Source organism: Lysobacter sp. CA199 (genome assembly GCF_052078715.1).
Classification (GTDB): Bacteria; Pseudomonadota; Gammaproteobacteria; order Xanthomonadales; family Xanthomonadaceae; genus Lysobacter.
Window position 1 is genome coordinate 317,415 of sequence record NZ_JBQJIL010000002.1, and the last position, 22,150, is coordinate 339,564.

A 22,150-nucleotide genomic window follows, 5' to 3' on the forward strand; every position below is an offset into this window, starting at 1 on the left:
CCCCGTTGCGGGCGCCCTACTCCCGCAACCTTCGATAAGCCAGCAACGCCGCATCGCGTCCCGCTCCCAGATCCACCAGCGGCTGCGGCGGATAGTCGGGCGCGTGCTTGCGCAACAACCGGGGATCGCGCCAGGGCGCGTGCCGCAGCGGTGCCGGCAAGCCCGCCAACTCGGGCACCCAACGCGCGATGTAATCGCCGGCGGGGTCGAACTTCTCGGCCTGGGTCACCGGATTGAACACGCGGAAATACGGCGCTGCGTCGGCGCCGGTTCCCGCGACCCACTGCCAGCCCAGGGTGTTGTTGGCCAGATCGGCATCGACCAGGGTGTCCCAGAACCAGCGTGCGCCATGGCGCCAGTGGTAACGCAGATGCTTGGTGAGATAGCTGGCCACCACCATGCGCACGCGGTTGTGCATCCAGCCGGTGTGCCACAGCTCGCGCATGCCCGCGTCGACGATCGGCACGCCGGTGCGGCCGTGCTGCCACGCCTCGAGCTTGGGCTGCGACACCCTGGCCCAATCGAAATCGACGAAACGCGGGTTGAAGTTCTGTTCCGGCGTGTCGGGAAAGTGGTGCAGCAGGTGGTGGGCGAACTCGCGCCAGCCCAGTTCGCGGACGGCCGATTCGAAATCGCGCGGTTGATCGCCTTGTTCGCGCAACAAGGCGGCCACCCGCCACGGCGCGATCTCGCCGAAGTGCAGATGCGGCGACAGTCGCGAAGTCCCGGCGCGGTCGGGCCGGTCGCGTTGTTCGGCGTAGCCGTTGAGCGCACCTTCGATGAAGGTTTCAAGCGCGGCGTGCGCCCCGGCCTCGCCGGGCGTCCAGTGCGCCCAGAGGCCGTCCGACCAGTCCAGCGACGGCGTCAGCTTGAGCGCTTCCAACGGCACGCCGTCGGGCCCTTCGTGGCGGGCCGGCAGCGAGGCCGGCGGCTGCCACGGCGTCGGCGACGGCCACTGGGTCAACGCCGATCGCCAGAACGGGGTGAACACTTTGAACGGCCCGCCCTGCTTGGTGCGCAGGGTCCAGGGCTCGAACATCAGCGCGCTGTTGAAGCTCTCCACCTCCAGGCCCATGCGCCGCAGGGTCTGCTTGATGCGGGTGTCGCGCTTCTCGATCTGCGGCTCGTAGCGGCGGTTCCAGAACACCGCCTGGGCGTCGGTGGCCAGCACCAGCGACTGCAGGGTCTGCAGACTGGGGCCGAAAAAGCGCCGCAAGCGCGAACCGCGTTTGCGCAGATCGGCGTCGAGCGCGGCCAGCGAGCGGTGCCGCCAAGCGTCCGAAGCCGCGCCGGGGCGCCAGCCGCCGTGTTCGTCGGGTGCATGGATGTAGATCGGGACCGGGGTGTAGCCGGCGTCGAGCGCGGCGCGCAGGGCCGGGTTGTCGGCCAGGCGCAGGTCGTTGCGGAACCAGACCAAGGCCAGTGCGTTGGTTGCGGGCATCGCGACGGCCGAAGCGAAGAAGGACCGAAGTATGCCGTCTCGCCGGCGGTGCGTGGATGGGGCGAACGCGACGGCGTACCGGCTTCGGCGATCGCGGGGCCCGGGGCGGGTCGTCCCGCGCCGGCGGTGGCTCCCGCCCCTGCCCGCGAACGGAAAGGGACGGGAGACCCTCGCAAGGCCGGTCACGCAACCGGCCGCTTGCGATTTACTGCGACTGCAGCTCGGCGATCGCCGCCGGGATCTGGATCAGGCCCCAGCCGGTGTTGTCGTCGCGTCCGACCGCGTCGATGTCGAGCGCGGTCGAATCGAGCGCATCGCGGACCTGCTGCGCGGTCGCGGTCGGCTTGGCGCTCCACACCACGGCGGCAGCGCCGGCGACGTGCGGGGTGGCCATCGAGGTGCCGCTCTTGAGGCCATAGGCGCTGTTGCTCGCCGAAGGCGTGCCGTCCACGGTCATGGTCTGCCCGGCCAGACCGGCGATGATGGCCTCGCCGTCGGCCTTGCTGATGCCCACCACCGGCAAGGTGCTGTTGACCACTTTGTTGGTGGTCGGATTCACCAGCGCGATGCCTGTGAACGCGGTGCCGACGTTGTTGTAGATCGCCACGCCCAAGGCGCGGGCGGTCTGCGCCTTGTTGGCCTTTTCATAGAAGCTGATGGTGCCGCGCTGGCACAACACGATCTTGTTGCGCCAGGTGCTCGACGAGGTCTGGCACAAGCCGCCGTTGACCCAACCCGCGCTGGCGGTGCTGCGCTTGCCGCCGTCGGCCGAGACGGTGGCGAAGCTGGAATTGCCGACCAGCAGCGGGTCGCTCTGATCGGGCAAGGTGCTGAGCGTATCCACGCCCGGCGCCGCCAGTTCGACCTTGGGGGTGAACTGCGAGAAGGCGGCCTTGACGTTGTTGGCGTCCACCGCCGCCACCGACACCACGCTGGGATAACCGGCCGGATAGCTCTGGACAGTGTTGCCGTCGTTGCCGGCCGCGGCGATGCTGAGAATGCCGTTGTCGGCCAGACGCTGGAAGGTCGCGCGTTCGGATTCGGAACTGGCGCCGCCGCCCAGGCTCATGTTGATGACCTTGGCGCCGGCCGCTTCGCAGCTTTCGGCCGCGGCGACCAGATTGGAGGTGAAGCTCATCGAGCACTGAGCGCTGCCGTTGTTGGTACCCGGGCTGGTGCCGAAGATCTTGACGATGTGCAGCGAGACCTTGCCCGGGCTCACGCCGACCACGCCGCTGCCGTTGTTGGCCGCGGCGATGGTGCCGGCGACATGGGTGCCGTGGCCGCAGGTGTCGACGTCCCAGGCGGCCGCCGTACCGGTGCCGCTGACCGCGCCAGTGATGGCGATGCCGGCGAATTCTTCGTGGCGCTTGTTGATGCCCGAGTCGATCACGCAGACCTTGATGCCCGCGCCGGTGGCGGCGCCGGTATCGAGTACGCCGTTGCGATCGGCATCCCACGCATCGCGCGCCTGTACGCTGTCGATGCCGTAGGGCACGCTCTGCGCCATCAGGTAACGCGGCTGGTCGATCTCGACCGATTCCACTTCGGGATTGTCGCGCAGGGCGCGCACCGCTTCGGCCGAGGGCAGCGTCATCACCGCAGCGTTGAGGCGGTCGAATTGATAATGCACGACAGGCTCGCCGCCGTTGCGCAGCTTGGCGAGGCGGCCGCGCAGGGTCTTGACCCGTTGTCCCAGGCTTGCGCCGGACACCGCGGCGCTGCGAGCGCTCGCACCCTCGATGGCCGGGGCGGCAGCGGACTTGAACTTGACCCAGACCCGGTTCGGATTGGCGGCCGGCACGGTCTGCGCCGATACCGCGGCCGAAGCGATCATCGTCGCCAGCCCCAAGCCCAACGCGTGCATCAACTTGCTCTGCTTCATTCACATCCCCCAGATTGGAACGACCAGACCGGGCTCCGACAGGAGCGGCCATCGGCCGCGCAGGGGCGGCCGACCTTTAAGCAAACGGCCGCGCGCGGCCCCCCCCCTACCCCGGGCGGGCGGTTTTCGGACGAGTACCCATGCGCATCGAGCGCAATGAACGGTCGCGTTCTCGCTCCGGACGGCGTGGCCGCCCGCACGGACGGCCCGAGGGAGCGGTCGCGGGCGGGCCGCCGCGAGCCTGGGACGCGTGGCTCAGCTTTCGACGAAACGCACCCGGCGGGTGATCGAGCAGGTCAGCTCGTAACCGATCGTGCCGCTGATCTCGGCGATGCGTTCGACCGGCAGCTCCGGTCCCCACAACTCGACCGGGTCGCCGACCTTGGCCGCGGGGAGGCCGCGCAGGTCGATGGTCATCAGGTCCATCGACACCCGGCCGATCACCTGCGTGTCGTGTCCGGCCACGCGCACCGGCGTGCCCGACGGCGCGGCGCGCGGGTAGCCGTCGCCGTAGCCGATCGCGGCTACGCCGATCAGCATGTCCTGCGGCGCTTCCCAGGTCGCGGCGTAGCCGATGCGTTCGCCCTTGCGCACGCGGTTGACCGCGATCAGGCGCGTGGACAGCGTCATCGCCGGGCGCAGGCCGAAGTCGGCGCCGGTGCGGCCTTCGACCGCGCTGATGCCGTACAGCAGGCCTCCCGGACGAATCCAGTCGGCGTGGGCATCGGGCCAGCCGAGCACGGCGGCGGAATTGGACAGCGAACGCACGCCGCGCAGACCCTCGGTCGCGGCGGCGAAGGCGGCCAACTGCTCGCGGGTCTGGCGGCTGCCGGGCGAGTTGCCGTCGAACTCGTCGGAGCTGGCGAAGTGATTCATCAGCACGATGCCGTCGGCGACGCTGGCCGCTTCGCTCAGGCGCGCATACGCCTGGCGCACTTGCTCGGGCGCGAAACCGAGCCGGTGCATGCCGCTGTCGACCTTGAGCCAGCAACGGATCGGATCGCCCGGCGCGGCCTGCTCCAGCATTTCGATCTGGCTGATGTGATGGACCACCGTCTCCACGCCGAGCCGGCGCAGTTGCGGCAGATCGTCGGCCTCATCGAAGCCCGACAACAACACGATCGGCTGCGACAGCCCGGCCGAGCGCAGGCGATCGGCGTCCGACAGCGCGGCCACGCCGAAAGCGTCCGCGCCTTCGAGCGCGCGCGCGACGCGTTCGAGCCCGTGGCCGTAGCCGTCGGCCTTGACCACCGCCATCACCCGGCTGTGCGGAGCGAGCGCCCGGGCCTGGGCGAGGTTATGACGCAGAGCGTCGGTATGAATGTTTGCGCAGGTCGGTCGTGCCATGGCGCACATTCTAGCCAAGCGCGCCATCCGGCCTATGAGGCGAGTGTGAAGTCGCCGCAACACGCCGGATGGGCAAAGCCGGCGCGGGGCTTCGACCGCGCAGTCGCACAGGCGCTGTGGCAAGGAAATCTTTTGTGGGAGGGCCTTCAGCCCCTCCCACGAGAACCCGCCGGAGCGCCACGGCGACACAGTCCCGACGCTGGCGCCTCAAACAAAAACCGCGCGTGGTCGCCCACGCGCGGTTGATGCGGCTGTTATTGCCGCGACCCTGGGGCCCGCGTCCGCTTAGTCGCAGCGGCGCTCGATCACCGTCTCGGTCTTGTTCTGCTGATGTTCCTGGATCTTGCGCCCGGCGAACGCACCACCGACCGCGCCGGCCGCCGTCGCCAGCTTCTTGCCCTTGCCGCCGCCGACCTGGTTGCCGAGCAGACCGCCGGCCACCGCGCCGATCGCCGTGCCGGCGATCTTGTGCTGGTCCTTGACCTGCTTGGGACGCTGCACTTCGACGTTGTAGCAATGCGGCGTCTTGGACTTGGACGACTTGCTCTGCGCGCTCGCCGCGCCGGTCACCATGACGCAGGACATCACCGCGACGGCGATCATGGATTTGATATTGGAGTTCATATAACTCACCGATGGAGTTGGGGGGCAAGGGCTACGATGCGCCGCGGCTCGTCATCAAGGCGTCAAGCCTGTGAGGAATGCGTGGATCGCGTCCGCAGGCTAGCCGGCATTGGCTGAACGGGCGCATTCGAGAAACCGGTTGCAGCCGCGAAAGCGTCAGAGCGTGCGCGAGGTCAACAATCCGCCCGCGCGACAGCCCGGATGCATCGCCGCACGGCGGCCGGCGCGGCCGCGACGGGCCGATTCCCGGTTGCCGCAGCACCCGGCGATCAAATTCGCTGCCGGCAAACGGGACATCGCGACGATGAGCGAGCGCCCCGCTTTGCCGATTCGGTTGCCATCGGTTGCGCGTGGATCGTGCACGCAAGCAGCATCGAACGACGGCCGACCCCCTGCGCCCGATCTTCGCGCGTCCGCGCACAGCTTTCGCGAATCGCGCGAAAGACGAAATGTCCGAAGCGCCGTCGCGTTGTGCGCAGTGGATCGCAAGCCTACAGCCGTCTTGTAGAACCGACGCACGCGCTATGTTAGTTAACCGATGTCGTATCCCCGCGCATACCCTGTCGTCGCCTGCGATGAAGGCGCTCGCGCAAGCGCGATAGCGATCAGTCGAAGGAGAGATCATGGCGAGCTATGACGTCGTGGTGGTGGGCAACGGTGTGCTGGGCATGGCCACCGCGCGAGCGCTGCAACTGCGCGACCCGCGACTGCGTGTGCTGGTGGTCGGTCCGGCGGCGCGCACCGGCGCGGCTTCGGCCGCCGCCGGCGCCATGATGGGTTGCTACGGCGAGGTCACCGCGCAACTGCTGCGCACGCCGTCGGGCCGGGCCAAACTGGCCAAGGGCATCGCCGCCGCGGGCCATTGGCCGGCCTGGATGGAAGGCATCAACGCCGAACTGCCGCAGGCCGAGCGCGTGTCGATGAACCTGGGCACGGTGGTGTTCAGCAATGCCAAGTCCGGCACGATCGAAGACGAGAACTACGCCGCCATCCAACAGGCCCTGCGCGAACACGGCGCGGCCTTCGAAGAACTCGATCCCAATCGCGTGCCCGGCTTGAATCCGGCCGAGGACTGCCGCCCTTCGCGCGCCTTGCGGTTGCCGGGCGAAGGCTCGATCGACGCCGCCCAGTTGCTGCGGGCGCTGACCGCGCTGATCGAACGGTCTTCGAGCTTGAGCTTCCTCGATGCCACGGTAACGGCGCTGGAGATCCACGGCGGCCGGATCAAGGGCGTGCGGCTCGCCGACGGCCGCGTCGTGGCGGCGCCGCAAGTCGTGCTGGCCGCCGGCGTGTGGACGCAGACGATTCTGGATACGGCGCCGGAGTTGGCGCGGCGCATTCCGCGCCTGTTCTCAGGCGGCGGCACCTCGCTGGTGCTGGAGACGATTGCGCCCGCGCCGCCGCACGTCCTGCGCACGCCCAACCGCGCCTTCGCCTGCGGGCTGCACGCGGTGCCGCGCGGCGGCAACCAGTTGTACGTGGGCGCCACCAATACCTTGTTCGCTCAGCCGATGCTGCGCACCTCGCCCGCGGATATGTTCTTCCTGCTCGAATGCGCACTCGATCAGCTCGATCAGGACTTGTGCGCGGCGCAACTGGTGGCTTGGCAGGCGGGCAACCGGCCGGTCGCGATCGACACCTGTCCGCTGATCGGCCCGACCTCGGTCGAAGGACTGTGGCTGCTGACCGGTACCTATCGCGACGGCCTGTTCCTGTCGCCCCTGCTCGGCCAACACATGGCCGATCGCGTATGCGGCGGGCCCGGACTGTTCGAGGAAGCCTTCTCGCCCGAGCGCAAGCCGATCGCTCTCTACACCCAGGCGCAGGCGCGCGCCGAAGCGCTCAAGCACTATCTGGCGATGGGCTCCGAGCACGGCATCCGCTTGCCCAGAGTCGGTTGGCACCGTGCCTTTCCGAAGTTCTACGAACAGATGCTCAATGGCCTGTACGACGAACTGGGCGACGACGAGTTCGTGTTGCCGCCGGAGTTGCTGGCCATCGTCGCCAGCGATCGCGCCCGGATGGTTCCGTTCTTTCGCGACTACTACGCGCAGGTTCGCCAGGCCTGGGCCTGAGCGATCGGCGGCGTGGTCAGCCCGTCAGGGCTGCGGCCGGTTCCGTGTCGGCCGCGTGGAACCACGCCGAGTAGCTGTTCTTCCATTCCTGGAAGTAGGTGCTGTCGTGTTCGCGATCGATCCGGGCCGATTGCTTGTCGATGCCGATGGTTTTGGCGTAGCCGAGCCGGCCCAGGGCCTGTTCGATCAACCCATCGCCCACGACCACCGATAACCCGCAATCGGGCCGCTGGTTGTACCGGTAATTGCAGCTGTTGATCATGTGCGGCACGACCGCGCGCAGCCCGGTCACGCCATGATTCAAGGTGTCGATCAGGATCCGTCGCGGCTTGAGATAGGCCATCGCCTCGAGCAGCAGGAACGGATGGGCGGAGTGGTACAACACACCCGCGCAGACCACCAGCTCGAACCTGCACGGCGCGAAGTCCCACAACGCGTGGTGCATGTCGCCTTCAACGATCTCTACGCGATCGGCGAACCTGTCGCGCAGATGCCGGGTGCAACGCGGATTGTTTTCGACCACGGTCACCGCGCCGGCGTGGTCGAGGATCGATTGGGTCAAGCCTCCGGTATGCGCGCCGAGTTCTAGCACCGAACGGCCGCGGAACCACGGCGCGTGATCGTCGATCAGATAGCGCCGGCGCACCGGCGTGGCATGGGCATGATCGGACTGCTCCAGGACGATCTCGAACTGCGCATCCCACTGGGCGGCCGGGCAGACGCCGACCTCGCCGGCCTGGCTGTCGAGCCAGGCGTACTCGATCGATTCGGCCGCGCAGCGCACCACCACGACCGCCCGATTCGCGTCGCGTATCGGGCGCCATATCTCGCCCATGGTCGGCGGCTGGCTCAAACCGGCGGCGGACAGCACAAGAAACCTGCCGCACTCGCATCCGAGCGCGGCAGATCCCCGCTGCTTAGGAACTCGTCGCCTGTGTGGGCGCGACGCTGTACGGAGGCCACCAACGCCGCTCTTCGGCCGAGCCGGTGGTCACTTCCGATTCTTCCAGAGTCTTCTTATTGCTCAGCAGGCTCTTGAGAGTCTCCAGGCAATTCGATTCATTGTTCATGAACTACTCCTCTGTGTTGGAAGTACTGCTGGATAGTGCTGCCACATCCGTGTGGGTCTAACGCCCCTGCTCCGTTATCGCCTGCCCGCTTTGGGCAGGAACCGTTTCGATGAGCCGACTGCTCAGCAAGGAGTCCAAGCCTCGCCGCACCTGACGATGGGCATCGCCGTCGCCCAGTTTTTCGCCGGCAAGTTCGGCGTAGCCCCGCTCCACCTCGTGGATCGTGCGGCCATCGCACAGCTCGAACAGCAGCCAGGTGTTCAAACCCAGCCAATGGATCTTTCCCGACAGCGGCGAAAACACCATCAGGCAATCGGCCTGCGGCACCGGTCTGGCGCGCAGGCCGCTGGCCTTGCGTACCGTCAGTTCGTCGCGCATAAGGCTTCTCCTGCATCGGTGAACACTGCTTCATCGACCGGATCGAGCGAGGTCCTGAGCCAGTGCACGAATTCCGCTCCGCCCGGCGACAGCAGCGGCGACCATTGCGTTTCCAGCATTTGCCCGAGGTAACGCGCGCGGTCGATGGAGCGTCCGAACTGCGCCGCGGTGTCGTTGTTGACCACCGACATGGCATGGGGACGGATGACGTAGGCCGCCGGATCGCCGAACAGTTCGAAACAACGCGGCTGCGCCCCCAAGGCCGCGGCCTTGAACAGCGACAGGTGCACATAGACGTGGTAAGCGAAGATCGCCCGCACGATCGACCAGCGCACGTTGCGCCAAGGCACCTGGATGGTCTGGTCCGGCGCCTTGGCCAGCGACACCGAACGCGCCGCGTCGAACAGCTTCATGTGCAGACCCTCGTGCAACAGACATCCGGCGATGTCCCAGGGATTGCCCAGTTGTTCGAGCGAGATGAACACCGTCGACGGAGTCAGATCGCCGCCGGCGGCGGACAGCACGATACCGCCTTCCAGTTGCGCGTCCAGCAGCGCGATGCAGCCCACATGCCTCAACGCGGCCGTGCCGGAATTGGGCAACAGCATCGACAGCAGCCTCATCGCGGCCTGGACCTTGTCGCGCGAGGCCGCATCGGGGTTCAGCAGCGTGCCGCGATTGGCCGGGTTGTCGGCGAATATGCGATCGAACGAGGCCTGCAGCTCGCCCGCATACCGATCGTCGCTGCCGACGATGGACCACATCCAATGCGGCTCGTCCGAACGCAGCTCCCAATGCGCCGCCATATGCGATTCGCACAAGCCCAGCGGCTGCGCCGCGATCGCCTTTGGCAACAGATGTTCGAGCCGGTGCGGCGATCTCAGATCGCCGGCTTCCAGCGCGGTGAATGCGTCTTCGGCCGCCAGGCGGACCAGCGGGTCGAAGAAAATGCGGCGCACCTGCGCATCGGACATCGTCTGGATGCGTCCGGCGATCGGCGCGAGCGCGGGCAGCCGTTCGGCGAACAGTTCCATGCCGAACCGATAGCGTGCATAGACCTTCGCGAGAATCCGCGGCGAGTCGCCAAAACTTGGGTGCGCGGACAACAGGCGGTCGGCGGTGTCGACGACCTGGGTGTGAGCGCTCATGCCGCCCTGCCTTCTTGCGAAGTCGCGGTCTCGCGAATCGGCAGGACCAGGCCGCTGGCGACCAGGTTCCCCAACATCGGTTCGATCTGTCGCCATGCGCTGTCCGCGCCGATCCCGGCGATCTGCGCATAGGCCTGGGCCAGATCGCGCTCGCTGCGGCCGTCGCACAGCTCGAACATCAACCACGCGGGCGTATTGAGTTTGCGGATCTGCGGCAGCGAGGTATCGGCCGCGAACAAGATGCCGCGATCCTGGACCGGGCGCAGTTGCAGCTTGGGATTCTTCGCGTACCGCACCGATGCGGCGGGCTCGGTCCGCGCCTGAGACTCGCTGTGCGCCGTCTCCGGCGCGCGCGGCGCGGCCAGGCTCATATCGATCAAGGGCTCGATCGCCTGACACAGCCACTCGACCATCCTGCGCGCGGACGGCGTGAGATAACCGGCCCAGGCCGTGCGGAACTGCTCGCCCAGATAGATCATCCGCTCATGACCGCGCGAGAACGGCGCGGTCGACGCGGTGTTGACCACCGACATCGCATGCGGCCGGGTGCGCGACAGGTACGTCTGCGGCGCCCCGAATGCGTCATGGAATTCCGCGCCACGCTGCTCGACCGCGGCGCGGAACACCTGCAGATGCACATAGGCATGGAACGCGAACAGACAGTTCGAGATGGAGATCTCCCGTCCCCACGGCAGCGTCACCATGGCTTCGTGAATCACCGCCGCGCTGGTGCGGACCATGTCCGACAGCTTCAGGTGCACCGCCTCGTGCATGATGTGCACGGCGGTGTCCCAAGGATTGGCCAGTTCTTCGGGCGCGATGAAGATCATGCAAGGCGTGGAATCGCCGCCGGAGGCGGTCAGCATCGGCCCCCGCTCGTTGCGCATGTGGGCGAGCGCGACCGAATGCAGATGCTGGAACACGCTGTGCGCGACCTGCGGCACCAGCGCCTGCAACAAGGCGCAGGCGCGGTCGAGTTGCGCCACCAATTCCGGCGTGGGCCGGATCAGGCTCGCCTCGCAGTGACCGCCGGGCATGAACCCCAGGCGCAAGGCCTCGCGCAGCGCATCGGCGACCGGTTCGCTCGCCTCGGGCAGGTCCCAGACCCATATCCGCCGGCCCTCGATCTGCGGCCCCACGACGAAATCCCGCGCCATCGCCGCCGCGGACAAACTCGTGGGCTCGGCAACTCTGGCCACGTTGCGCTCAAGGCACCACGCGAGCCGTCCGCCGTCGCGGGCCGTCTCGGCGGCCGTCTCCATGCGCTCGATGGCCGCTTCCAGTTCGGCCCGCATCAACACGTCGCCGAACAGTCGGTCGGCGACGCGCTCGTCCAGGCGCTCCACCGCGGGCAATAATCCTTGCAGTTGCGCATCCTCGCGCGCTAGCACCGCCAGGGCGAACTTATAGCGCTCGGTGTTGAGCCGGATGATCTGTTGCGAATTCCCGAACTCGTCGTGGCTTTGCAGACCGGCGTCGACTTGCTTGATCAGCTCTATCATCGGAAGACCTATCCTCGCGAATCCAGTGTTCAAGTTTTAGTTCGAAGCGCAAAACGGCACGGATGCGACATCGCCGCACAGCGCTCGTCTACTCGTATCGGTTATAGCAAGAACATGCGCGCCGCAATGTGCTTGCTGTTTCCAAACCGAAAGGTCTTGTGCAAGCGCGGGTGGCATGACGAATCTAAACAGGCCCTGCGCACGGATGGGCGCGAAAACGCGAAGAAAGTCGCAAAAAAACACTGTCGTCACGGCGATAGCGACAGTTTGTGGACAGCTTCGGCACATCCATCGGCGCAGGGCCGGTGAATTCCGCGACGATGGCGATGCCGCTTCGTGCATCGACGGCGGCGATCGAGCTGGGAAAAAGAACAGAAAAAAACAAAATCGGCCGACGATCGCGGCCTCGTCGATTCGTCGAGCGCACGACACGGCCATTGCGTATCGGCTCTTGCCGAACTCGATCCAGATCGGCGGGCGCTCGACGGTGCCGCGTTGCGCCCGCGCGATGCGCACGCGGGCTCCGCGCCGCCGTTGCGCATCCTTGCGGATCGAACCACCGCCACACCTGCACCATCGGCGCCGATCGAACCTATTCGACGGCCGCCGCCGCGGTCGTGCGACAATTCCGTCTGGCCCTGATCGGTTAGCGTATGGAATTCGGTGTCGATGTCATCGTGCTGCTCATGGCTATAGCATTCGTGGCCGGTGTAATCGATGCGCTCGCGGGCGGCGGCGGCTTGCTGACCATTCCGGCGCTGATGGCCGCGGGGATCCCTCCGGTCAATGCCATCGCCACCAACAAGCTCCAGAGCAGCCTGGGGACGGCCAGCGCGGTGTATGCGTTCGCGCGCAAGGGGCGGATCGATTTCCGCCGTTTCCTGAAGCCGGCCCTGGCCGCCTTCGTCGGCTCGGCCCTGGGCGCGTGGGCGCTGCAGAGCGTCGACCCGGGTTTCCTGCGCGGGCTGATTCCGCTGATGCTGATCGCGATGGTGATCTACTTCATGCTCGCGCCCAAGGCGTCCGAAGAGGATCGCCGCAGCTGGCTCGGCCCCGCGTCGCTGATCGGCATCGTCGCGGCGATCGGTTTCTACGACGGATTTTTCGGGCCCGGCACCGGCGCGTTCCTGACTACCGTTCTGGTCGCCCTGTTCGGCATGGGGCTGGTATCCGCCACGGCCCACACCAAATTTCTGAATCTCGCCAGCAATCTCGCCGCGCTGATGATCCTGATCATCGGCGGCAAGGTGCTGTGGGTCGTGGGGCTGCTGATGGCCGTATCGAGCATCGCCGGAGGGCAAGTCGGCGCCCACCTCGCGTTGCGGATCGGCGGCAAGGCAATCCGACCGCTGCTGCTCACCATGTCGCTGCTGCTGACCGCCAAGTTGCTCGCCGATCCCACCAATCCGCTGACCCGGTTCGTGCTGGAACGCATTTGACACCGTCCCCAGCGATGCCCGGCGGCCCCGGCGATGCCGCCGCAGCGGTCGTCGATACCGGTGTGCTTGCGGAAGCATGAAGCAACACGCCGATCAAGATCATCTCGATGCGGTTCATGGCTGTTTGCACGGCATGGCCCGAGTTGTTCCTCGGACCATGCAGAGCGCTCCGACAGCGAAGGCGGTGTATCGCCCGAAGCACAGGTACTGCATGCCGTCCGTCGCAGTCAGCAGTCGTCGCGCTTGGCTTGCAGGACGATTCAAGGGCCAGCGGAGCCCGGAAGATCCGCGCGACCGACGTTCCTGCTACGAACCGTTGAATTTACGGATACGCCCGTATCGGGAACGCAGGTACGAATACAGCCGTTGAACTTGATTCGACACATCGTAGGAGTAAGCACACCGTCCGCGAGGCACATTGCGTAGTTGTGATAGCAATCTGAACAGTCGGCAGCCTGACTCGGTTGCGACACGCCCATTCCGAGCGCAAGTACTGCAAACGGCACCAGCGATAGAAATTTCGGCTTCATGAAACCTCTCCATTTTTTTGACTCGACAACATTCGCGCGCATGTGACGGCGCACGGCTCTTTCGGCCCCGGGGCCGAAATCAATATGTTCTGTCGCGCACTGGCAACCAAAGACATGTCAGCGCGATATAGATGGCTATGCTCGCCGTTTCAGCAGCGGCAGCAACTTGGGAACGCGCCGCTGATAGTCGCGATAGTCATCGCCGTAGGCCGCAACCAAGTCGCGCTCCTCCAACCGAATCGCAATCAAGATGTAGCTGGTAGTGCCAACGGCAAACAACAAATGTCCCAAGCTCATCGTCGGCGCAGCCCAGAATGCAATCGCGAATCCCAAGTAGAGCGGATGGCGGACAAAGCGGTAGAAGGCGCGGATCACGAAGGGTGTGTCCGGATAGGCGCGGTTGCGCGCATGCAGCCAGACCTGGCGCAAGCCGAACAAGTCGAAGTGGCTGATGATGAAGGTACTGCTCAGCACCAACAGCCACCCCAACACCGCCAGCGCATCCACAACGCAGCGCGCGCTGTAGTCCTGCACGTCCCACAGCAACGGCGCCAGTGGCCGCCATTGCCAGAACAGCAAGGCCAGAACCGCACTCGATAGCAGTACATAAGTGCTGCGCTCAATCGGCGCCGGCACGATACGGGTCCACCAGCGCTTGAAACCCTGGCGCGCCATGCCGCTGTGCTGCACGGCGAATAAGGCCAGTAGAGCCAGATCTATCGTCAATGCAGTGACGAAATCATCGGTCGTTCCGCTATCGATGTTCTTGGGGACAAATTTCCCCATAACGAAACCGATGGCATACAGAAAAACGACCAAGAACAAGCCGTAGCAGAGCGTCCCGTAGAGCAGGGCCAGCAGCCGTAAGAAGCCGCTTGCAGTTGTTCTATCGTCAGTCCGATTCGTTGTATTCATAGGTATCGACTTGCGGTTAGATGACTGGGGCACCGTGAAGCGCAATTCCTGAACTTCACGGTGCGCAAGGTGTACTTATTGATTAGTACGAGATTTGATGGCCACAAGTGCCAGCGATTTGGGTGGGACTGTACGATCCGGGTGGTGTCATGCATCGCCATCGCCTCCGGGAAAGTAACGGCCGCAAGTCAGTACCTGAAGCTGCTGTACGGGACGAACCTCCCACGGTCTTGGGAATAGATGTTGGCTCTTCGCTCATCATCGAGCATGAACACGTCGGAGCCAGGTCTCGTATCGAACCGCCCCATGAGAATGGGCACGCGAAAATACGGGCCGACCGACAGCTCCACCATCATGCTCTTGGTCCGATACCAATATGGGGATTCGATGGCTGTCCAGCCTGGAGCGCGGCCACCCGACGAGAGTCTGAAATCGAGACTGATCATGACGGTACCGGAGGGGTTGGGAACTCCAGTGGTCTGCCTCGCCAACACGATGTCGTCACCAGCAAGCCCGTCGACGTTGCCGAATCGCAACGAGCTCAAGTCGTCCGACAGCATTTGATTCAATCGCAGCCATGGCATCGTTCCCCGCCAAGAGACGGACCATTGGTTGCCCGCCAGGCTGAATACATCGGTGGCACCATCGCCGTCGAAGTCCGCGAACCGAAGCTTATTAATGACCCCGATAGTTATGTTTAAAACCCGGCGATCGCAATCCTTCGCCCACGCTGAGTCCGCCATCCGATAACCGCAGGACAGGGACTACCAAGACATTCGCAAGCCGATGACGAAAAGTGCCACGCTCCCCAAGCTGGCCTAACCGGGCGTCTTATTGCGTGTATCGTTTAAGGAGATCTGCGATAAACGGAAGTGGAGGTGAGCGAGGTCACAAACTTATTGGCGCAGGCTCGGGCTGGTGACGTCGACAGTCTGCCGCGCGTGTTCGCCCTGCTCTACGCCGAGTTGCGCAAGCTGGCAAACAGCAAGCTGCGCGGGCAGGAGGCGACGCTGACGCCAACGGTCCTAGTCCACGAGACTTATCTCAAACTATGCAGCGGCGACGATGCCATGCCGCTTGAAAGCCGCAAGCACTTCTTTGCCGCTGCGGCGCAGGCGATGCGCTGGATTCTGGTCGACGATGCCCGGCGCAACCTGGCCCTGCGACATGGCGGCGGCGCCGTCAGGGTCGAACTGCCGGAGGATCTGGTCGAGGAACTGAAGTCCGAGGAACTGCTGGCCCTGAACAGCGCGTTGGATTCGCTTGGCCGTATCGATCCAGCGCGCAAGGAACTGGTCGAGTTGCGTTACTTCGCCGGCCTGGAGTACGAGGAGCTGGAGCAGTTGCTGGGTCGATCGGTGAGGACGCTCAAACGTGAATGGGCGAGCGCGCGCGCGGCTTTGTACGAACTGATGGCGCAATAGGCACGCGCCGACTCCGAACCGGGATCGTGGCATCTCTTGCGGCTTCATGAACCGGGGCCTCACTGGATTGAGCGACCTGCGGTGTTCAATCCACGGGAGAAGTCGAAAGTGGATCAGCCAAGGCAAATCAGGGATTCGATCTGGGAGCAGGCCTTGCTGCTGCTTGACACGCTGCTGGAGCTTCCAATTGAGCGACGCGACGAGGCTTTGTCGAACAGCGACCCTTCGGCTGAGGTGCGCGCTCTGGCGACGCGTTTGCTGGTCGCTCACGCCCGCAATGAAGGTCCGTTGGAGCGCATGATCGCGGTCGACGCAATGGCGTATGGCGCCGATGCATTAAAAGAGCGCTGCTTCGGCCGCTGGCGGTTGCAACAGGAGATCGGCCACGGCGGCATGGCGGTGGTATATCGGGCGGTATCTACACAAGCGCCACTCGATCAGCATGCAGCGGTCAAGATACTGACCGTGGGTGCGCTCGCCAGCGGTGGGCGCGAACGCTTCCTGCGCGAGCAGCAGTTGCTCGCGCGCCTGCACCATCCCTATATCGCCCCGCTCTATGATGCCGGCCTGGCCGATGACGGCACGCCATGGCTGGCTATGGCGCTGGTGGATGGCGAACGCATCGACGATTGGTGCCAGCATCGGCAACTCACGATGGAGCAGCGCGTCGATCTCATCTTGCATGTAGCCGAGGCGCTCGCCTACGCTCATCGCAACCTGGTGATCCACCGCGATATCAAGCCGTCGAACGTATTAGTGGACAGCGAGGGACATGTGCGGTTGCTGGACTTCGGCATTGCCCGACTCACCGACGAGCTTGACCCCGAACAAACAGCCACCGCATTACGAGCGCTTACGCCGGAGTACGCGGCGCCGGAACAGTTCGCCGGGGGGCCGCCCAGCACCGCAATGGACGTCTATGGGTTGGGAGCGCTGCTCTACCGGATGCTGAGCGGCCAATCGCCGCGGCTGGTGGGTAAAGCAGGTGCTTGGGTTGAGGCGCTTTCGCCATCGAGCATAGTCAAGCGGGATGCGACGAAACCCGAGGCGCAGCGACGCCAGATGTCTCGACGACTGCAGGGAGATCTCGACACGATCGTGGCGAAGGCCCTGAAATACAAGGCGGAACGGCGATATGCGAGTATCGAAGCGCTCGCAGACGATCTGAAGCGATGGCGCGAGCGTCGGCCGATCCAAGCCCATCCTCCCAGCGCGGGCTATCGCTTGCGAAAGTTCGTGGCGCGCCATCGCGTGTGGGTAGCGGCCTCGGCTTTGGTGGTGGTTGCGATCTGCGCAGCGCTAGGTGTGAGTCTTTGGCAGACCCAGGTGGCGCAGCGGCAAGCCAAGCGCGCCAGTGAAGTCCGCGACTTCCTGGTGGAGCTGCTTGATTCGGGCAAGGCCATGCTGCCTCGGGACCAGCGCCCTACCCCGGAGCTGCTGGTGCGACAGGCGGTAAAGCGAGTCAAGGCCAATCCGAGCATCGATCTTGCTTTGCGCACCGATCTGTTAGGCACCCTGGGCAAGGTCAGCATCACCCTCGGCAATTACACCGAGGCAGAAGCTCTGCTCGACGAAGCGATAGCCAACGGCCGCAAGCTGGGTCTCGCGGAATCTGCGCCTGAATGGCTGGAGCCTTTTGTGCAGAAAGGCGTTCTGCTGATGCGGACCAACCGCAATGCAGAAGCCGACAAACTGTTTTTAAGCGTTCTTCCGCAAATGCGGATGCAAGAGAACAAGATCGCGATCGAGGGTTTGACCGCTTACGCCGAAACCCGCCTTGATGCAGGAAGCACGGATGAAGCCATGGCGATAGCGAGGGAGATGATCGCCAAGGCGAAGCGCGTTTTTGAGCCGGATTCACTTGAGGCGATGAATGCCTCCTCGATGTTGGGCCAGCTGAACGTAGTTGCGCGTCGATATGACGAAGGGATTGCGCAACTCGAGCCCATCGTCTCGCGATGGCGCATGCTCGGCTCGATCAGAAACGACAACTTCGCGCAGGCGGTCAGCAACCTCGCTGTCGCCAAGGAACTCGAAGGGGACCTGGTCGAAGCCGAGGACCTGTATCGAGAAGGCATTGCATTACGTCGAAGTATTTACGATGGTCCACACGACAATACTGCCGAAGCGATGAGTAATTTTTCTATCTTTCTCATCAAGCAGGAACGGTTCGAAGAGGCGCAATCTCTGCTGCAAGAGGCCTTATCGATAAATCGCACGGTCCTTGGCCCGGAGCACCACGAGGTCGCCGACACGCTCGATGTGCTGAGCAGACTGGAGTTTTCGCGGCGGAATTTTCCTGAAGCAGAGAGGTACGCACGCGAATCGGCCGCCATTTATGCCAGCCACATCGACGCGACCAATCAAACTGATGGGCTTGCTTTGGCGCGCGCCAACCTTGGCCGAGTCCTGGTCGAGACGGGCAAGCTTGGCGAGGCGTTGTCTCTGATTGAAGAATCAATCGCCTTCTTCAGCCAACGATACGGACAGGACAGCGCCTATGTCGCAGGAGTTCTGCACGGCAGGGCGGAGATCCATCTGGCACGCAACGATCCGCAATCGGCTCTGATCGATCTGGATCGCGCGCTTCCGGCCTTCACTCGCCCCGGAAAATCGCACCCGCGTGGCGAGGCCGAGAACCGTTACCTTCGTGCTTTGGCGCTGAACGCTCTCGGACGCAGGACCGACGCCATGGATGAGCTGACCAAGGCTCTTTCCGCCCTGAAGATATCCAGTCCAAACGCGAACGCCAGACGCGCAGGATTACTGGCTCTTCAGGCACGCTTGTATCAAGCGACCGGAAGAGTCGATCTTTCAGCGTCCGTCATTGCGGACGCACGAGCATTGCGCGTGCCTGCCTCTCTGCTGTCGGAGGAGAACGCCAGAACACTCGGCATACAGACGCGCTGATCACGATCGCGATTCGTTCTGGAACGCATCTGAAGCCGGCCCGGTCGATGCCGGCGAAACAAGGCGATCCCGCCGTATCTCGCGGCGGCTATCGATAGTGCCGCTTATTCGAAGCTGCCGACCGAATCGTGCGCCAAGTTGTCGAAACGGGTGTATTCGCCGAAGAACTTGAGCTTGAGCGAGCCGGTCGGGCCGGAACGCTGTTTGCCGATGATGACTTCGGCCAGGCCTTTGTCGGGCGAGGTTTCTTTGTTGTAGTAATCGTCGCGGTAGATGAACACGATGACATCCGCGTCCTGCTCGATAGCGCCCGATTCGCGCAAGTCGGCCATCACCGGGCGCTTGTCGGCGCGCTGTTCCAGCGAACGGTTGAGCTGCGACAGCGCGATCACCGGCAGGTTGAGTTCCTTGGCCAGATGCTTGAGCGAGCGCGAGATTTCGGAGATTTCGGTCGCGCGGTTTTCGTTGTTGCCCGGCACCGACATCAGCTGCAGGTAGTCGATCACGATCAGTCCCAGGTCGTGTTCGCGCTTGAGCCGGCGCGACTTGGCGCGCAGCACTTCCGGCGACAGGCCCGGGGTGTCGTCGATGAAGATCTTGACCTCGCGCAACTGGCGGATCGCGCCGGTGACGCGCGCCCAATCCTCGTCCTCCAACTGGCCCGAGCGCAGGCGCTGGGCGTTGACGCGGCCGACCGAGGAGATCAGTCGCAGCGCCAGCTGGCTGGCCGACATTTCCATCGAGAACACCGCCACCGCCTTTTTTGTGCGGAAGGCGGCGTGCTCGGCGATGTTGAGGGCGAAGGCGGTCTTGCCCATCGCCGGACGCGCGGCCAGGATCAGCAGGTCGGTGTTCTGCAGGCCGGCGGTCATCTCGTCGAATTCGGTGTAGCCCGTCGGTATGCCGGTGACCGATCCGCCGTTGGCGTAGCGGGTCTGCAACATGTCGAAGGCTTCCGACAGCGCCTTGGTGACCGGGGTGAAGTCGGTGCGACCGCGCGCGCCGGCTTCGGCGATCGCGAACACCTGCTGCTCGGCCTTGGCCAGGATCTCGCCGCTGTCGCGGCCGTCGGGCTGGAAACCGTCGTTGACGATTTCGGTGCCGACCTCGATCAGCTTGCGCATCACCGCCTTGTCGCGAACGATCTCGGCATAGGCGGTGATGTTGGCGGCCGACGGCGTGGTCGTGGCCAGCTCGATCAGATAAGCGCCGCCGGCGACCTGTTCGGTCAGGCCTTGCGATTCGAACCACTCGCCCAGGGTCACCGCATCGAAGGGGCGGCTTTTCTCGGCCAGCTCGCGAATCGCGCGATAGATCAGCTGGTGATCGCGGCGGTAGAAGTCTTCCTCGACGATCTGGTCGGCGACGCGATCGTAGGCGTCCGGCGCCAGCATGAGGCCGCCGAGCACGGCCTGCTCGGCCTCGATCGACTGCGGCGGTACGCGCAACTGGTCGATGCGCTGTTCGGCGCGGGTCTCGAAACGTTTTTCGCCACGGAATCCGCCGGCACGTGCGCTCATCAGGGAGACGATCCTCGTCGGTTCGGCCGTAAAGCGGCCGATCGAGCCCGCGAGGGCCCGGAACTGGTCATTGGCGTGCCGGCCGATCTTCCGATCTGACGCTGTGTCGGCGTCAGGCGGCGAAATGGTGCCGAGCATGCATCGTAGACGCGATGGGTCCGCAACCGTTGCAGATAGCTCTGTTGCGGACTTGTGGCAAACCTGTGGATAACAGGTGTGTAACTTGACTATCTAATGCTCGCTCGCGATCTCACAGCCTGAGACCACAGCGTAGGTACCCCGCAAAAAACGAAAGGCGCCTTCCGGCGCCTCTCGTAAGTACCGCGATCAGGCTCGGATCAGGCGGCTTCGCCGGCGACCGTGACCTTGACGGTGATTTCGACGTCGGCGTGCAGGTGGACCAGCACGTCGTATTCGCCGGTGCGGCGGATCGGGCCTTCGCCCATGATGACTTCCGACTTCTCGACCGGGTAGCCGGCCTTGGTCAGCGCCTCGGCGATGTCGCGCGGGGTCACCGAACCGTACAGCTTGCCTTCGGTCGCGGCGTTGGCGTGGATGGTCACCGTGGCGCCCTCCAGCTTGACCTTGCGGCCTTCGGCGCCGTCGAGCTGCGACTTGGCCTTGGCTTCGTACTCGGCGCGGCGGGTTTCGAACTCGGCCAGGTTGGTGGCGGTGGCCGGCACGGCCTTGCCCTGCGGGACCAGGAAGTTGCGGCCGTAGCCCGGCTTCACGTTGACCTTGTCGCCGAGGTTGCCGAGGTTGGTGACTTTCTGCAGGAGGATCAGTTGCATGGGATTGCTCCGTATTCGTTAGCGGGCCTGTAGGTCCGCAGCAAAGGACGCTGTCCGAAAAAACGTTAGCTTGATCGGGGATCGCGGGCGGCTTCTATGGAAGATGACGCTCGCTTGGATCATCTTGGCCTCCCCTGCCAAAACGCATAGCGTTTTGGCGTTCCCGAACGCACGAGCCAGTGGCTCGTAAGCAGCGTTCGCTCACCCCGTAAACGGGAGAGGAGGAGGAAGTGTTCGCTTCCAGTGGAAGCGAACAACTTTGATCAAGCGTTGTGGTTGTCCGTGTACGGGATCAGCGCGAGGAAACGCGCGCGCTTGACCGCCGTGGCCAGCTGGCGCTGGTACTTGGACTTGGTGCCGGTGACGCGGCTCGGCACGATCTTGCCGGTCTCGGTCAGGTACTGGCGCAGGGTGTTGAGATCCTTGTAATCGATCTCTTTGACGCCCTCGGCGGTGAACTTGCAGAACTTGCGGCGACGGAAGAACTTGGACATGGGGGCAATCCTCAGGCGGCTTCGGCGTTATCTTCGGCGCTGTCGGCGGTGCCGATAGCATTGTCGCTGTCGTCGTCACGACGACGGCGCTCGCCGCGCTCGGGCTTGTCGCCCTTCTCGTCCTTGAACTTCATGATCAGGGACTGCTCGGTGTCGGCTTCGTCGCGCTTCATGACCAGGTGACGCAGCACGGCATCGTTGAAACGGAAACCGTCGACCAGCTCGTTGAGCACGGTCTGGGTGACTTCGATGTTCAGCAGGACGTAGTGGGCCTTGACCAGGTTCGAGATCGGGTAGGCCAGCTGACGGCGGCCCCAGTCTTCGAGACGGTGGATTTTGCCTTCACCGGTTTCGATCAGCGACTTGTAGCGCTCGATCATGGCCGGCACCTGCTCGCTCTGATCCGGATGGACCAGGAACACGACTTCGTAATGACGCATGGTGTGATTCCTCGTGGATGAGGGATCGCCGAGGGCGACCCAGTTCAGCCCCCCGAGACCCGTTGCGGATCCGGTGGAGCAAGGTCCCGACGCGGCCTCAGGCCGTGCGGGAGCCAGAAAGTATGGCAGGACAAGGGCTTAGGTGCAAATCCGCGGACGGCAGGTGGAAAGCCCCTGGCGGCGCAACCGCTTTGGGCAGGGGCGGCGCAAGCCGCGA

At 64.5% G+C, this 22,150-nt stretch carries 20 protein-coding genes; 4 read left to right on the top strand and 16 right to left on the bottom strand.

All coding sequences use genetic code 11. From position 1 onward, the window contains the following. Positions 1–16: 16 nt before the first annotated feature. From ACTOWJ_RS04100 to ACTOWJ_RS04115, 4 genes are all read right to left on the bottom strand, one after another. Positions 17–1,441 (bottom strand): cryptochrome/photolyase family protein, encoded by a 1,425-nt coding sequence (locus tag ACTOWJ_RS04100; protein ID WP_441333321.1) that lies wholly within the window; start codon positions 1,439–1,441, stop codon positions 17–19. Positions 1,442–1,646: 205 nt separating this feature from the next. Beyond that, entirely contained in the window at positions 1,647–3,326 is a 1,680-nt protein-coding gene (locus tag ACTOWJ_RS04105; RefSeq protein ID WP_441333322.1) for a S8 family serine peptidase, read from the bottom strand. Positions 3,327–3,581: 255 nt separating this feature from the next. Continuing rightward, the gene (gene alr, locus ACTOWJ_RS04110; RefSeq protein WP_441333323.1) at positions 3,582–4,673 is read right to left on the bottom strand and encodes an alanine racemase; all 1,092 of its coding nucleotides are present in this window, start codon (positions 4,671–4,673) and stop codon (positions 3,582–3,584) included. A 285-nt stretch (positions 4,674–4,958) separates the two neighbouring features. After that, positions 4,959–5,246: a glycine zipper 2TM domain-containing protein gene (locus ACTOWJ_RS04115; RefSeq protein ID WP_441333491.1), complete on the bottom strand. Its 288-nt coding sequence runs from the start codon at positions 5,244–5,246 to the stop codon at positions 4,959–4,961. Between the two features lie 674 nt (positions 5,247–5,920). On the opposite strand from ACTOWJ_RS04115, the gene ACTOWJ_RS04120 reads away from it, so the two are divergent. After that, entirely contained in the window at positions 5,921–7,372 is a 1,452-nt protein-coding gene (locus tag ACTOWJ_RS04120) for an NAD(P)/FAD-dependent oxidoreductase (protein WP_441333324.1), read from the top strand. A 16-nt stretch (positions 7,373–7,388) separates the two neighbouring features. Here the strand turns inward: ACTOWJ_RS04120 and ACTOWJ_RS04125 are convergent, their stop codons facing one another. Genes ACTOWJ_RS04125 through ACTOWJ_RS04150 form a run of 6 tightly spaced genes read right to left on the bottom strand, consistent with a single transcriptional unit; the run spans position 7,389 to position 11,986 of the window. Then, positions 7,389–8,243, bottom strand: coding sequence for a class I SAM-dependent methyltransferase (locus ACTOWJ_RS04125; RefSeq protein ID WP_441333325.1), 855 nt, complete (start codon positions 8,241–8,243; stop codon positions 7,389–7,391). A gap of 46 nt (positions 8,244–8,289) precedes the next feature. Then, the gene (locus ACTOWJ_RS04130; RefSeq protein WP_441333326.1) at positions 8,290–8,442 is read right to left on the bottom strand and encodes a hypothetical protein; all 153 of its coding nucleotides are present in this window, start codon (positions 8,440–8,442) and stop codon (positions 8,290–8,292) included. Between the two features lie 57 nt (positions 8,443–8,499). Next, on the bottom strand, positions 8,500–8,820 hold the full coding sequence (locus ACTOWJ_RS04135; RefSeq protein WP_441333327.1) for a hypothetical protein: 321 nt from the start codon (positions 8,818–8,820) through the stop codon (positions 8,500–8,502). Further along, positions 8,805–9,968, bottom strand: a complete 1,164-nt coding sequence (locus ACTOWJ_RS04140; RefSeq protein WP_441333328.1) for an aKG-HExxH-type peptide beta-hydroxylase — start codon at positions 9,966–9,968, stop codon at positions 8,805–8,807. Before ACTOWJ_RS04140 ends, ACTOWJ_RS04135 begins: the two co-directional genes overlap by 16 nt. After that, positions 9,965–11,470, bottom strand: a complete 1,506-nt coding sequence (locus ACTOWJ_RS04145; RefSeq protein WP_441333329.1) for an aKG-HExxH-type peptide beta-hydroxylase — start codon at positions 11,468–11,470, stop codon at positions 9,965–9,967. The genes ACTOWJ_RS04140 and ACTOWJ_RS04145 overlap by 4 nt, the downstream gene beginning before the upstream one ends. Before the next feature lie 36 nt (positions 11,471–11,506). Then, positions 11,507–11,986, bottom strand: coding sequence for a hypothetical protein (locus tag ACTOWJ_RS04150; RefSeq protein ID WP_441333330.1), 480 nt, complete (start codon positions 11,984–11,986; stop codon positions 11,507–11,509). 170 nt (positions 11,987–12,156) lie between these two features. On the opposite strand from ACTOWJ_RS04150, the gene ACTOWJ_RS04155 reads away from it, so the two are divergent. Then, complete coding sequence (locus tag ACTOWJ_RS04155; protein ID WP_441333331.1) at positions 12,157–12,909, top strand: TSUP family transporter; 753 nt, start codon at positions 12,157–12,159, stop codon at positions 12,907–12,909. A gap of 665 nt (positions 12,910–13,574) precedes the next feature. Here the strand turns inward: ACTOWJ_RS04155 and mddA are convergent. Together mddA and ACTOWJ_RS04165 are read right to left on the bottom strand one after the other, a co-directional pair. After that, entirely contained in the window at positions 13,575–14,354 is a 780-nt protein-coding gene (mddA, locus tag ACTOWJ_RS04160; protein WP_441333332.1) for a methanethiol S-methyltransferase, read from the bottom strand. A gap of 188 nt (positions 14,355–14,542) precedes the next feature. Continuing rightward, positions 14,543–14,914 carry a hypothetical protein gene (locus ACTOWJ_RS04165; RefSeq protein ID WP_441333333.1) on the bottom strand — a complete coding sequence of 124 codons (372 nt, stop codon included), beginning with the start codon at positions 14,912–14,914 and terminating at the stop codon, positions 14,543–14,545. Positions 14,915–15,232: 318 nt separating this feature from the next. Here ACTOWJ_RS04165 and ACTOWJ_RS04170 point away from each other — a divergent pair, with 318 nt between their 5' ends. Together ACTOWJ_RS04170 and ACTOWJ_RS04175 are read left to right on the top strand one after the other, a co-directional pair. Further along, complete coding sequence (locus tag ACTOWJ_RS04170; RefSeq protein WP_441333334.1) at positions 15,233–15,778, top strand: ECF-type sigma factor; 546 nt, start codon at positions 15,233–15,235, stop codon at positions 15,776–15,778. Between the two features lie 81 nt (positions 15,779–15,859). Further along, the gene (locus ACTOWJ_RS04175) at positions 15,860–18,688 is read left to right on the top strand and encodes a protein kinase domain-containing protein (RefSeq protein WP_441333335.1); all 2,829 of its coding nucleotides are present in this window, start codon (positions 15,860–15,862) and stop codon (positions 18,686–18,688) included. Positions 18,689–18,792: 104 nt separating this feature from the next. Here the strand turns inward: ACTOWJ_RS04175 and ACTOWJ_RS04180 are convergent, their stop codons facing one another. The 4 genes from ACTOWJ_RS04180 to rpsF all read right to left on the bottom strand — a co-directional run bounded on the left by ACTOWJ_RS04180 (position 18,793) and on the right by rpsF (position 21,933). Continuing rightward, entirely contained in the window at positions 18,793–20,208 is a 1,416-nt protein-coding gene (locus ACTOWJ_RS04180) for a replicative DNA helicase (RefSeq protein WP_441333336.1), read from the bottom strand. 338 nt (positions 20,209–20,546) lie between these two features. Next, a complete protein-coding gene (gene rplI / locus ACTOWJ_RS04185) occupies positions 20,547–20,999 on the bottom strand; it encodes a 50S ribosomal protein L9 (RefSeq protein ID WP_441333337.1) in 453 nt (150 codons plus the stop codon). A 263-nt stretch (positions 21,000–21,262) separates the two neighbouring features. Continuing rightward, entirely contained in the window at positions 21,263–21,493 is a 231-nt protein-coding gene (gene rpsR, locus ACTOWJ_RS04190) for a 30S ribosomal protein S18 (RefSeq protein WP_031372470.1), read from the bottom strand. An 11-nt stretch (positions 21,494–21,504) separates the two neighbouring features. Further along, a complete protein-coding gene (gene rpsF, locus ACTOWJ_RS04195) occupies positions 21,505–21,933 on the bottom strand; it encodes a 30S ribosomal protein S6 (protein WP_441333338.1) in 429 nt (142 codons plus the stop codon). Between the last annotated feature and the right edge of the window lie 217 nt (positions 21,934–22,150).